This is a genomic window from Glycomyces tritici, assembly GCF_030403505.1.
The window spans coordinates 427251-439835 of record NZ_JAUEMJ010000004.1; the positions used below are offsets into that span (position 1 = coordinate 427251).

Here is a 12585-nt window from a genome sequence, read left to right on the forward strand (position 1 = left end):
CGACGGCCCCGCCGGTCCTGCAGACCGGCGGGGCTTCGCTATAGAGGACGAGGCGGGGGCGACCGCGGTCGGCCCGTCCCTCCGATCGACGTGCCGCCGCTCGCCTCCCACTCGCCGCCCGTTCCCCGACCGGCCGCATATGAATTTATGTATATCGATGTTTTGGCGGCTGGAACCCTTGTCCTCCAGCGGATCGGGACCGGATAATTGCAGGCCCGGGACGCCGCCGGCACCCGCCGCCCGGCGCCTCCTGGCGACACCCCAAGGAGGCCGATCATGCGAAGTCGCATGAGCACGCTCATCGCCGCCCTGTCCGCCCTCGTCATCGCCATCGGCACCGCCGCCGTCATGCTCGTCGCCGCCGCCCCGGCACAGGCGCAGACCTGCAACGGCTACGTCGCGCTGACCTTCGACGACGGACCCCGCTCGAGCACCACCACCAGGCTGCTCAACACCCTGACGGCCAACGGCCTCCGGGCGACCATGTTCAACGTCGGGCGCGAGGTCGCCGCCAACCCCGCGCTCGCCCGCGCACAAGTCAACGCGGGCATGTGGATCGCCAACCACACGCAGACCCACACCGACCTCACCAAGCTGAACACCACCCAGATCGCCCAGGAGATCTCCAGCGCCCAGCAGGCGATACGGCAGGCCACCGGCATCACCCCGACCCTGTTCCGGCCGCCGTACGGCGCCACCAACGCCACGGTCAAGTCCATCGCGAACCAGCAAGGGCTCACCGAGATCCTCTGGACCGTCGACTCGTTCGACTGGAACTCCGCCACCACCAGCGCGCAGATCGTGCAGAACGTCCGCAGCGTCCAGAACGGCGGCGTCGTCCTCATGCACGACCTGTACCAGAGCACGCTCGACGCGATCCCGCAGATCGCCGCCGACCTGCGCGCACGCGGGCTGTGCACGGGGATGATCTCCCCGGCCACCGGCAAGGCCGTCGCCCCCGACGGCTCCGGCAACGGCACCTGGACCGACATGCTGCGCAGCAACTCGGCCGGGAAGTGCATCGACGTGCCCGGCGGCAACGCCGCCAACGGCGCGAAGGTCCAGCTCTACACCTGCCACGAAGGCTCGAACCAGCAGTTCACCTACACTGCGGCGCAAGAACTGCGGGTCCTCGGCAAGTGCCTCGAGACGACCTCGGGGAGCAACGGCACGCAGGTGCAGATCAACGCGTGCGCCAACACTTCGGGCCAGAAGTGGACGTTCGGCTCCGACGGGACGATCCGCAGCGCCGGGTACGCGAACGCGTGCCTGGACGTCTACAGCTCCTCCGACGGCGCCCCGGTCCAGCTCTACAGCTGCTGGGGCGGCGACAACCAGAAGTGGACCCGCGTCTGACCGGCGGCGCCGAGCACCGGCCGGGCCGCCGAACCCGCGGCCGGGCGGCGCACTCGCGCCATCCACTTCCGACACCGACACGCACGGCGCAGGCCGCCCGGCCTGCACCGCCACCTCGAGACAAGGAAGCCTTCATGGCAGCTGCCCTCCGATGGCGCCGCACGACGGCGACGGCACTGGCCCTGATCATCGCGATCACGGCCGCGCTCCTCGCACTGTCCGGCCCCAGACCCGCCTACGCCGCGCAGCTGACCCAGATCAGCGGCTTCGGCAGCAACCCCGGCAACCTCGGCATGTACCTGTACGTGCCCGACAACGTCACCGCGAACCCCGCGATCGTGGTCGGCAACCACTGGTGCGGCGGCTCCGGCCCCGACTTCTACAACGGCTCGCAATTCGACGAGCAGGCGAACCAGTACGGCTTCATCGTCATCTACCCCTCGGTGACCCGCGCCAGCAAGTGCTTCGACGTCGCGTCCCAGGCCTCGCTCTCGGGCACCGGCGGCGACTCCGTCAGCATCAAGTCGATGGTCGACCATGTCATCGCCAACTACGGGGCCGACCGGAACCGCGTCTTCGCCGCCGGCGTCTCCTCCGGCGCGATGATGACCAACGTCCTGCTCGGGGTCTACCCCGAGGTCTTCAAGGCCGGCGCGGCGTTCGCCGGGGTGCCCTACACCTGCTTCGCGACCGGCAACGGCTCGGAATGGAACTCCGAGTGCTCGGAGGGCCGGATCAACCGCACGCCGCAGCAGTGGGGCGACGCGGTCCGCAACGCCAATCCCGGTTACACCGGGCCGTGGCCGCGGATGCAGTTGTGGCACGGCGTCAACGACGACGTGCTGCGCTACCCGAACTTCCAAGAGCAGATCGACCAGTGGACCAACGTGAACGGCACCGACCAGGTCGCCGACTACACCGACGCCCCGCAGGCGAACTGGACCCGCACGCGCTACGGCGGCACCGGCGGCCAGGCGCTCGTCGAGGCGATCAGCATGGGCGACCAGGCCCACAACATCCCCCACCCGATCACCGAGACCCTCCGCTTCTTCGGCCTCACCGGTCAGCAGGCGGGCACCACCGCGATCGTCGGCGCCGCCTCCAACCGCTGCGCCGACCTCCCCGGCGCCGCCACCGCGAACGGCACCCAGGCGCAGCTGTGGGACTGCAACCAGCGCGCCAACCAGGCGTTCACCCGCACCGCCGCAGGCGAACTGAGGGTCGGCGGCAAATGCCTCGACGCCTCGGGCTGGGGCACGACCAACGGCACCAAGGCCGTGGTCTGGGACTGCTCGGGCGGCGCCAACCAGCGCTGGAACGTGAACGCGAACGGCACCATCACCAACGTCCACAACGGACTCTGCTTGGACGCCAGCGGCGCGGCCACCGCCAACGGCACTCCGCTCGTCCTCTGGACCTGCAACGGCGGCGCCAACCAGCGCTGGACCCTCAGATGAAGCCCGGGCGGCCGCGGCCCACAGTCGCGGCCGCCCCTGAAACGCACGTCTGCCGGCACTGTGTCTGGCTCTCATAGCGATCCGGGCAGCCGCCGGCTCCTCGTCGGCTCCGCCCTCGTCACGGTCGAACGTCAGCGTTCCGCCGGATCAATCGGGGCTGCCGCCACGGGCAGCAGCCGGTGCTCGGACATCTGGTACATCGCGATACCGCCATTGGGCGGCTGCATCCGGTGCACGTCCTTCGGTGCAACGCCCTCGACCAGCGCCCGGATGGCACGGAACGTCGTGCCGTGGGTGAAGGCCACGACGTTGGCCGACGCCGCAACGGCTTCCCGTGCTTCGGCGAGCCACGGCCGCACCCGCGCCATGACATCGGCGAGCGACTCACCGCGGGGAATCGACATGCCGAGCTCGGGGTGGCGCGACCGGTGCACGGCCTGGCGCGGGTCGTCGACGTCCATGAGCGGCGGGCGGTGGTCGAAGCCCCACCGCCACTGCGCCACCCGGTCCGCGCCGTGCACTGCAGCCAGATCGACACGCCGCGCGCCCTCCAGGTCGCCGACATGCCGTTCGTTGATGCGCCAGTCGACGAAGTGCGTCGCCGGGCGGTGCCCGAACTGGGCCACCGCCACGGCCGCGGTCTCCGCCGACCGGCGCAGCGTGGAAACGTAGACGGTGTCCCACTGGACGCCGGTCTCGGCCAGAGCGATCCCGGCGGCCCTGCTGTCGCGGTGCCCCTGCTCGGTGAGCCCTTCATCGGCCCAACCGGTGAAGACCCCGATGCGGTTCCATTCGGTCTGACCGTGCCGCACGATGGCCAGGTACGTCACCTGCCGACCTCCTCGATGATGCGAACGACTGCGCCGCAACGCCGCACGCCGGCGATCGGCAACACGGTCACGGATGTTCCCAGAGCCGTCGTGACCTCGATGCAGACGGCGGCCCGCAGGTCCACATCGCGTGGTGCCGGCACCACGGTCGCTGTCCGTCGGCCTCGAACCCCATGGCTGCGCCCTTCCCGTCCTCCTGATATCGCCGTTCAATCATCTTCTGTTCCGCTCGCGACCGCCATGGCCGATTGCCGGTCCCTGGTTTCCAGACGCTGCCTGCAGCACAGTAGGTTCCGGCCGCTGGGCGGGAGGCCGAAACCCCTGCCGGACCTGGCCCCGCCTCCTCGACCTAGCCGGCCCGCAAGGCACCCTGAACCGACCGACACGATCTGAGAGGTGATCGACCATGGCCGATGGACTCGTTCGCATTTTCGACACGGAGGAGAACGACCGAACACTGCGCTTCGGCGACCGCCGGATCTCCATCACCCCTGCGGTGGAGCAGGCCGAAGGAGGCCCGCTGAGCGCGTACTCGGCCCGCTTCGGCCGCGGCGAGCGCGCCGATCTCCCCGCCCCCTATGAGGAGATGTGGGTGGTCGTGCACGGCCGGCTGCTGATTCGCAGCGGCGAGACCGCGGTGCGGGTCGGCCCCGGCGAATTCCTCCATGTCCCGGAGAGGACACCGGGCGAGGTCGAGGCGCTTGAGGACACCACGCTCGTCTGCGTCTCGGTTCCCGCGCATTGACCCCGCGGACCGGCATCGGCGTCCTCGAATGCTCGGGGCCGGGGTCGGCCAGGTCGGGGTCGGGGTAGCTGATGCAGCAGTCGCCGTTGCGCGTCGTGCGTCGGCACACCCCTGCTGCATCGTCAAGACGGTGTCTGCGCCACCGGTTCACCGACACCGAGGCCGCCCGGGCGCATCAGCCTGCGTGCGCTGCGCGGCCCTGTCGCGTCCCTTCAGTCGGCGCGCCGTACGAGGTGCGGGATGCCGACCGGGTTGGTGATCCAGTGGGCCTTCAGTCCGGTCGGCAGTGGCTCCAGCTCGTCCTGAGGCTCCACACCGTGCTCGGCCAGATGGCCGGTGGCCTGTTCCACGTCGTCCGTGAACAGCTCCAGCCAGAGTTCGGCGCTCGCGTAGTTGTCGACCCGGTCGAGCCAGAGTTTCACCGGCCCGAACTGGACGGACGCGCACTGCTGCACGCCGGATGCGATGCCGGCCGCGCTCTCGTCGACCACCTCCATCCCCAGTGTGTCCCGGTAGAAGGCGACGGTCTCCTCGAACTTCGCTTTCGGAAGCTTCATGGCGATGTTCTGGCCTCCGCGGAACTGAGGGTTCATGACGGGTCCTCCGGTGTTCGGTCCAGATGGTCTTGCAGGGCGTCCAGGCGCGTGTCCCAGTCCCGGGCCATCGCGGCCAAGAACTGCTGCGCGACTTTCATCGGCGCGGAATGCAACCGGTACCGCACGCGGCGGCCCTCCCTCGGTTCCGGCGTCACCAGACCCGTCTCGGCGAGCAGTGCCAGGTGCTTGGCGATCGCCTGGCGCGTGATCGGCAACCGCTCGGCGAGTTCGGTGACGGTGGCCGGACCGCCGGACGCCAGCTCGGTCAGCACGGCCCGCCGGGTCGGGTCGGCGAGCGCGATGAAGACCTGCTCGGCGGTCGCCTCGGCGTCAGGAGGCATCGAGGTATGCGACGAGTTCATCGAGCTCGATCGCCCATCCTTCGACGTTGCCTTCGAACGCCTCGCGGTGCGCACTCTCGGGGAGCTGCGCGAATCCGGTCTCGACCACGCGAAGCAGCGTGCCCGCGGCGATCGGCTCGAGGGTGAACTCGACATAGGTGCGGCGCGGGTCGTCCTCGGGCAGTCCGGTGATCGGCCAGGTGAAGCCGAAGACCTTCGCCTTCTCTGCCCGCTCCACGCGGAGGTCGGCGGTCTCGCCCCCGGGCCAACGCATCCACCCCGACCCGCCCGGGCGCGGATCGATCCGCGCTTCGGACCCGAACCAGCCGCTCAGGCCCTCGGCGGTCGTCAGCGCGGCCCATACCCGGTCCGGCGGATGAGCGAGCTCCACGGTGCGTTCGATGCTGTCCGGAAATCCCATCGCCTGCCTCCAATGATCGCAACCTCAGGGTTGCGATGCTATCGCAACCATTGAGTTGCGTCAACTCGACGGGGCCGGCAACTGTGGCATTGGATCGGCCTGCCGACCCGAACGCTGGTCGTTTCCGGTACGCCGTTGACGCGGAGCGCGCGCCCGCTACGCCGTAGCGAACGTGGGGCGGGTCGAGGCATCAGCCTGTTCGCGAGTCGCCGACAGACGGCCGGGAAAGCAGGGGCACCCAGGTGCAGGCGGCAGAAGAAGGGGCCCTCGGTTCGCATCAGTCTCGGCAATGCGCGCGAGACGTCAGCTGGCGTTGTATGAGGCGATGATGTCCCAGGCCAGGTCTTCCCACTGGGCATAGGCGTCCGGGAACGCCGAGACCTGGACGGTCTGAGCCGCCGTTGTGACGGGCATGTCCCTCCAGTCGTCGACCCGCTTGAGCGAGTCGTAGAACTTGGAAGCCGAGGTCTTCGGGTCCATGAGCTCTTTGACGCTGCCCCAGCCCGAAGAGGGCCGCTGCTGAAAGAGTCCTACCGAGTCGTGGTCAGAGCCTTCGGCCTGGTACTCGTAGTTGTAGGACTCCGCGACGTTGACATTCGCGTAGTTCTTGAACTTGGACTCCTGCATGGCGGTCGCCAACGCGATCGCCCAGGCTTTCTGGTCGAGTCCTTCGTCCTTGCCGGCCTCGATGATGGCGACGGCGTTGGCCATCTGGAGCTCGCTGAGCCCACCGACAGGCTCGGGCTCGGCTGCTTCTTGAGCTGCGGCCGCCGCCGCACGCTGGTCGTTCGCGATCGATTCGGCGGCCGCCGCTGCGGACTCCTCGGAGAGTGCGGTCTCGGCGGCCACGACGTCGACATGCGGCTGCACGGCAGGTTGGGTGCCCAGGCCGCTGATGGCCATCGCGGCGCTGCCGGTGGAACCGATGAATATCGCGGTGGCCGCGCCCATGACGGTCACCCGCATGCCGAATCGATCGACAACCTTGGCGAGCAGCCGCCTTCCCAGGTCGGCGGCCTCTGCGACCACCGGTCCCGCCGACTCGGCGACGACGACGGCGACGTACTTCAAACGGGCGGTCCAGGGCTGGAGTCGCCGGGACGACCAAGCGATCAAGCATTCGACTCGCTCAATGGCGGGTGCCGCGGTCTCACGGAGCCGTCCAGCGAGTGTCGCCGCAGGAGTCATGGCATCCCCGAGGAACCAGGCGACGCTTGCTACGACCGCTCCTAGCCGGGCAGACCAGATGCTGGACCGCCGACGCGACCCACTGGCCCGCGAACTGGCCCGCGTTCGGATGGAGGGGACGGCGCCCTGGGCGAGGCCGAGTGCGCCTTCATTCATCTGCCGGTTCTGCACCGGCCAAACGTAGAATCGGAGGTACGAGCGGAGATGTTGGCCATTTCCAAGCCACTCCAGATCGGCGAGCACTACAAGACGAACCGATCGCCTTGCGGCCTTCGCCAGGAAGTTGCGGTAGAGCGCTCACCATCTACTTGCTCGGTGTCTTACCTGATTTGTCCCCTCCGGTGGGCATACGGAGGTACGGGTTTCACCTCGTCTTTTCGGGCAGGGCCAGATCGCCGCAAAGATAATGTGACCGTGCACACCGTCGCTGCCGACGATCCGGACAGACGGAACAAACGCTCCGCCTGAGCCAGTCGGTCCAAAGGAAGAGCTCGGCAAGCATCAGCGCCGATCGGCGGTCACAGCCCGACGACGATCAAGGCGATGTCGTCGCGTGCGAGGCCGCTGCCCACACCGAGGTCGGACATCAGCGCGTCGGCCAGTACTTCCGGATCGTGGTTGCTGTGGCGTCCCAACGTCGTGATGAGGCGGTCGAGCCCCACGTCGATGTCCTCCCCGCGGCGCTCGATCAACCCGTCGGTATAGAGCACGAGGGTATCGCCGGGGATGTAGGAACGCCCGGCCTGCGAGCAGGGCACGTGCTGGGGGCGAGCGCCCAGCGGCGGATCGAGGGCCTGGTTCAGCAGCTCGCACTCGCCGTTCGAGTGCAGCAGAACAGGGGGCGGGTGCCCCGCGTTGGTGTAGGTGATCAACCGGCTGGCGGGGTCCACCAGCGCGTTGATCGATGTGGTGTTCATGGCCCCCTCAATCGAGCGGGCGAACAGGCCCAGGACCTCCAAGGCTTGAGCGGGCCGCTCCAAGGTGCGGGCGGCGGCGTTGACCACACTTCGCAGCATGCCCATGACCGCGGCGGCCTCCAGGCCGTGCCCGACGACGTCGCCTATCGTCAGCGCAAAGCGGCCGTCTTGCAGGTCGATCAAGTCGTACCAGTCCCCCGACACGGCCAGCGAGTCATCGGCGGGCAGGTAACGCACCGCGACGTCGTCGTGGTGCTCGAAGTCCGGCGTCATCAGCATGGTCCGCTGCAGGGTGACCGTCATTTCATGCTCGCGCATGTGGGCCAGCCGCAGTTCCTGGTTGAGGTGGTTCAGCTCGAGAGCCCGCGCGTACAGCTCGGTCTCCTCTGCCGCCCTCTCGATCGACGGCTCGTCACCGGGGGCGATGGCCTTGATGAGCGGGGTCACGTCGTCCATCCGAAGGACGATCCACTTGACTGCGCGGTCCGGGCCCAGGATCGGCGTGTTGACCGGCAACCACCAGCGCTTCTGGGCCACTTCGGGCCGACCCATTGGGATTTCACAATGCTGCAGCGCCATCGTGTCCGGCTCCCGCGACTGAAGGACCTTGTCAAGTGAAGCTCTCAGGTTCTCCATCCCGTTCGTCTTGGGATCGGCCCGGTTCTCCGGGAATGAGTCGAAGAGGTATCGCCCGAGCAGGTCCTCGCGCGTGCGGCCGGCGGCTTTGAGATAGGCCCGGTTGACCTCGACGAGCACCAGATCGGGACCGAGCACCGCGCACGGGCTCGGTGTCGCCTCGAAGAGCGCGGCGTAATCCAGGTCCGTTGTTGCCGACCGGCTCTGCGCCTCATGCGTCCTATCCACGAGCTTCAACCCCCAGGGTTACGCTACCTCCACTCACCTGCGGATATGCGCTTGATCGCACTTGAAACGCGGTGCCGACGGCAATCCGACCTGGCCTGAAGGCGAGGTTCGGGGAGGGCTGGGGCGGCGCCGGCGAGACGGACGAGTCGACGCACGGTCAATGCCTCATGCTCGTCCTAAGTAGGCTGTGACTCTCGCGCACCCTTAGCGAAGGACGACAGCGGTCACCACCGGGCCGGCACAGCAAGAAGCCGACCGGCTCATAAGAACCGGTCGGCTACTGTTTTCGCAGGTCAACCTGCATATGTGGCGGAGGATATGGGATTTGAACCCATGATCGGGTATCACCCGAAACCCGCTTAGCAGGCGGGCGCACTAGGCCACTATGCGAATCCTCCAGGACGCGCCGGAGCACGTACCAAGCACAGAGCATACCGGTCCGGTCCCGGAACGCCCAAGCGGGTTCGGGTCGGTCAGAGCCAGCTCACGTGGGGCGCGACCAGGAGGTATCCGACGAAGGCGGCGATGTCGAGGAGGGTGTGGGCCCAGATCAGAGGGCCGGTGCGCTTCCAGCGGAGATAGAACACCGCGAAGACGGCGCCCATGACCATGTTGCCGACGAACCCGCCGAAGCCCTGGTAGAGGTGGTAGGTGCCGCGGAGGACGGCATGGGTGACGATGATCGCGAGCGGGCTCCAAGCGAGCTGGCGCAGGCGCGTGACGAGGTAGCCGAGGCCGACGACCTCCTCGATGACCGCGTTCTTGAGCGCGGCCAGGACGAGGATCGGGACGGCCCACCACACGTCGTTGAGGTTCGCCGCGGCGATCTCGGCGTTCAATCCGAGGGCGCGGGCGGTGAGGTAGAGGCCGAGGCCGGGGATGCCGATGCACGCGGCCAGGCCGGCCCCGCTGAGGAGGTCGAAGGCGGGGCGGCGGGTGTCGAGGCCGATGGCGCGGAAGGGGTTCCCGCGGTCGAGGCTCAGCAGGTGCAGGGCGAGCGCGACGGGCGCCATCGCGAGGACGAGGCTGACGAGCTGCCGCGAGAGGTCGTACCAGGGGCGTTCGGCCTCGGCCTTCGCCGAGTTCATGGACTGCACGCTGTCGGCGAGGCCGCCCGGTTCGGTGAGGGTGCCGATGATGCCGACGATCGACCAGATCGCGGACGCGCCCAGGGACAGGGCGAGGACGATCCAGATCTCGCGCCTGATGACGCGGGGCGCGAGCAGTGCCGGTGCTTCGGCGAGCGCGGTCTCGGGGCGGTTCGACATGCGTTCCAGCCTGCCAGAACGGCGGAACACGCGTGCCGACCGGTCGACACGCCCGGGCTGTGCCGACTATCGGCCGTCGCACTTGGTGTGCGACGCGTCGACCCGGGGGTTCGAGATGATCATGGAACGAGGCGAGGTGCTGTGAGTCTCATCCCACTCGGCGACGCTCACCATTCACGGCACCTCGCTTTCCTACACCCCGTCGCGGCCCGGTGTCTGTCGGTTTCTTGACATTCGTCGTTGCAAATCAGGTAAGGTTAGCCAGTCCTTACCTGAGAGGGGTACGCTATGCGGCTCGCGATTGCGGAGGCTCATGTCCTGAGCACCACCGCACTCGAACGCCGCCCCCTGGCGCCCCTCCCGGTGGAGCGCCCGAACCGCCTCCCGGCTCCGCTTCCCCACCCGATCGAAGCGCTCCGCACCGTCGCCGACCGGGTCGACCGCGACGTCAGCGTCCACCCGCTCGCGGGCGTACGCGCCTGGCTCGACGGTGAGGCGCCCCGAGACGGGATCGAGTTCCCCGCCGCCGAGCTGGCCGCCGGCGAGCGAGTCGAGGAGCTCATGGGCACGGCGGGCGCACTGTGGGGCGGCTCCGCCCACGCGAACGCGGCCCTCGCCTGGAAGACCTACTGCTACTGGACGCTCGCGCCGGTCGTGCTCGGCTATGTCGCCGCCCGACGCGTCCCGGTCATGGACGCCTCGAACGCGGTCTTCCGCGTCGCCGAGGACGCCCCGATGTTCTCGGTACGCCAGCTGCAGCCGCGGTTCCTGGTCCTGCCGCACGACCCGAGTGCGGCGCACCCCGAGGCAGAAGTGGTCGCGAACGAGGCGGTCCTGCTGGACCGCTTGCGCGCCACCGTGTTCGAGGACCACCTGGGCCCGGTGCTGGAAGCGTTCCTCGCCAAGGCGCGGGTCGGGCGCCGCACCCTCATGGGCTCGGTCGCTTCGGGGATCGCCTACGCGGTCGCGTCGATCGCGCAGGTCGTGCCGGACCCCGACGACGTGCTCGCCAAGACGCTGCTGGAGACGCTGGACGTCGCCGACCTGGTCGACATCACCACGGACGAAGTGGGCCGGCTGGTCTACCAGCGGCGCACCTGCTGCCTCGCGCTCACCATCGACGGCAACCGCACCTGCTCGACCTGCTGCGTGCGCCAGGAGCGGCCCTGACGGCCGTTTGGTAGATTGGCGCTTGCCCCAAAGGGCCCTGGAGGGGTCGCATAGTGGACTAGTGCAGCGGTCTTGAAAACCGCCGTGGGTGTCAAAGCTCACCGTGGGTTCGAATCCCACCCTCTCCGCAACCATCAGCGAGTTCGGCTCTTGACCAGGGAATTCCTCGGCCAAGGGCCGTTTGGCGTGCTATGGGTGCGGTCCGGCCGAACCGACCGGTCAGGCCGGGCGTCCGGTCGGATTCCGGTAGGCGACACCGAGACCGAACCGGCCGAGGAACGTCTGACGAAGCATGGGAATCCTGCGAGGTCCCTCTCCGCCACCTGCCGCCGATCGTTCGCGGCAATTCCGGCGAACGGTGCATTCGCGCCAGCAATCGATCGCACAGACCCCCGGCCACTGCTGTGCGCGTGGGGGTCTTGTCGTGCTCAGGGCATGAAAAAGGACTCAGCACCCCGGCACGGTGCTGAGTCCACGATTAGGGTAACCCCATGGCGCAACATGCTTCACTTCCGGGTCGGGATATTCACAGAATCGTTACGATGGCGCACCGCAGCGAGGAGGCGGACGGCATCGCCCCGTTCAACGAGCAGACGACGCTCGCACTGTCCCGCCACCCCGAACGCCATCGGCGGCATTTCGTTGTGCGCCTAGGCGAAACGGTCATCGCCTACGCGGGGGTGGAGAAGATCGGCGACGTCGCCGAGGCAGAGATGGCCGTCGATCCGTCGCATCGCGGCAAGGGTGTCGGGCACCGGTTGCTCCTCAACGTCCTGGATTGGATTGAGGCGGACATCACGGTATTGCGAATGTGGGCGCACGGCGATCTGCCCGTTTCGCAGCGGTTCGCAGCGAAGCACGGCTTCACGCGGGACCGCGTGCTGTTCCAGTTCTCGCGCGACCTCGACGGTTTCGCTTGGCCCGCGGCGTGGCCGGAGGGCATCGGCCGGAACTGGCCGGTCGGCGACGGCCCGGCCGCAACCCTGCCTGAAGGGGTGCGGTTGCGGCCCTTCAGGGTCGGCCGCGACGAGGCCGAGTGGCTGCGGGTGAACGCGGCGGCGTTCGCCGCCCATCCCGAGCAGGGCCGCTGGACCGCAGCGGATCTCGCCGCGCGCGAGCAGGAGACCTGGTTCGACCCCGACGGTCTGCTGGTGGCAGAGGATGAACAGGGACTGCTCGGCTTCCACTGGACCAAAGTGGAGGACGGCATCGGCGAGGTCTACGTCCTCGGCGTCGACCCCCGCGCGCAGGGCACCGGCCTTGGCCGGACCCTCACCCTCGCCGGGCTCGCCCACCTTGCGGCGCATGGGATCAAGCAGGTCGAACTCTACGCCGACGAGTCGAACACCAAGGCGGTCAAGCTGTACCGCTCGCAGGGGTTCGACGTCGTGCGCACCGACGTGCAGTGGGCGAAGCGCCTGCGCTGAGCGGA

Annotated in this window: 12 protein-coding genes and 2 tRNA genes; 6 read left to right on the forward strand and 8 right to left on the reverse strand. The window is 68.5% G+C overall.

Going from position 1 to position 12585, the window contains the following annotated elements; translation table 11 throughout:
• The first annotated feature begins 276 nt into the window (after window positions 1-276).
• Window positions 277-1356: a polysaccharide deacetylase family protein gene (locus QWI33_RS15985; RefSeq protein ID WP_289958141.1), complete on the forward strand. Its 1080-nt coding sequence runs from the start codon at window positions 277-279 to the stop codon at window positions 1354-1356.
• Window positions 1357-1490: 134 nt separating this feature from the next.
• The gene (locus QWI33_RS15990; RefSeq protein ID WP_289958142.1) at window positions 1491-2813 is read left to right on the forward strand and encodes an extracellular catalytic domain type 1 short-chain-length polyhydroxyalkanoate depolymerase; all 1323 of its coding nucleotides are present in this window, start codon (window positions 1491-1493) and stop codon (window positions 2811-2813) included.
• Window positions 2814-2944: 131 nt separating this feature from the next.
• Here QWI33_RS15990 and QWI33_RS15995 read toward each other — a convergent pair whose 3' ends face one another.
• A complete protein-coding gene (locus tag QWI33_RS15995) occupies window positions 2945-3643 on the reverse strand; it encodes a 2,3-bisphosphoglycerate-dependent phosphoglycerate mutase (RefSeq protein ID WP_289958143.1) in 699 nt (232 codons plus the stop codon).
• A 406-nt stretch (window positions 3644-4049) separates the two neighbouring features.
• Between QWI33_RS15995 and QWI33_RS16000 the strand changes: the two genes are divergently transcribed.
• Window positions 4050-4388: a cupin domain-containing protein gene (locus tag QWI33_RS16000; protein ID WP_289958144.1), complete on the forward strand. Its 339-nt coding sequence runs from the start codon at window positions 4050-4052 to the stop codon at window positions 4386-4388.
• 212 nt (window positions 4389-4600) lie between these two features.
• Here the strand turns inward: QWI33_RS16000 and QWI33_RS16005 are convergent, their stop codons facing one another.
• The 7 genes from QWI33_RS16005 to QWI33_RS16035 form a co-directional block, all read right to left on the reverse strand.
• Window positions 4601-4981 carry a VOC family protein gene (locus tag QWI33_RS16005; protein WP_289958145.1) on the reverse strand — a complete coding sequence of 127 codons (381 nt, stop codon included), beginning with the start codon at window positions 4979-4981 and terminating at the stop codon, window positions 4601-4603.
• Entirely contained in the window at window positions 4978-5325 is a 348-nt protein-coding gene (locus QWI33_RS16010; RefSeq protein WP_289958146.1) for an ArsR/SmtB family transcription factor, read from the reverse strand. Before QWI33_RS16010 ends, QWI33_RS16005 begins: the two co-directional genes overlap by 4 nt.
• Window positions 5315-5746, reverse strand: coding sequence for an SRPBCC domain-containing protein (locus tag QWI33_RS16015; RefSeq protein WP_289958147.1), 432 nt, complete (start codon window positions 5744-5746; stop codon window positions 5315-5317). The genes QWI33_RS16010 and QWI33_RS16015 overlap by 11 nt, the downstream gene beginning before the upstream one ends.
• 303 nt (window positions 5747-6049) lie before the next feature.
• On the reverse strand, window positions 6050-6817 hold the full coding sequence (locus tag QWI33_RS16020; RefSeq protein WP_289958148.1) for a hypothetical protein: 768 nt from the start codon (window positions 6815-6817) through the stop codon (window positions 6050-6052).
• A gap of 635 nt (window positions 6818-7452) precedes the next feature.
• Window positions 7453-8724, reverse strand: a complete 1272-nt coding sequence (locus tag QWI33_RS16025; protein WP_353895476.1) for a PP2C family protein-serine/threonine phosphatase — start codon at window positions 8722-8724, stop codon at window positions 7453-7455.
• Between the two features lie 298 nt (window positions 8725-9022).
• Window positions 9023-9113, reverse strand: a tRNA-Ser gene (locus tag QWI33_RS16030).
• 75 nt (window positions 9114-9188) lie between these two features.
• Window positions 9189-9983 (reverse strand): CPBP family intramembrane glutamic endopeptidase, encoded by a 795-nt coding sequence (locus tag QWI33_RS16035; protein ID WP_289958149.1) that lies wholly within the window; start codon window positions 9981-9983, stop codon window positions 9189-9191.
• Between the two features lie 288 nt (window positions 9984-10271).
• On the opposite strand from QWI33_RS16035, the gene QWI33_RS16040 reads away from it, so the two are divergent.
• From QWI33_RS16040 to mshD, 3 genes are all read left to right on the forward strand, one after another.
• A complete protein-coding gene (locus QWI33_RS16040) occupies window positions 10272-11153 on the forward strand; it encodes an IucA/IucC family C-terminal-domain containing protein (protein WP_289958150.1) in 882 nt (293 codons plus the stop codon).
• A 39-nt stretch (window positions 11154-11192) separates the two neighbouring features.
• Window positions 11193-11281, forward strand: a tRNA-Ser gene (locus QWI33_RS16045).
• A gap of 363 nt (window positions 11282-11644) precedes the next feature.
• Window positions 11645-12580 (forward strand): mycothiol synthase, encoded by a 936-nt coding sequence (gene mshD / locus QWI33_RS16050; RefSeq protein ID WP_289958151.1) that lies wholly within the window; start codon window positions 11645-11647, stop codon window positions 12578-12580.
• Window positions 12581-12585 lie beyond the last annotated feature (5 nt).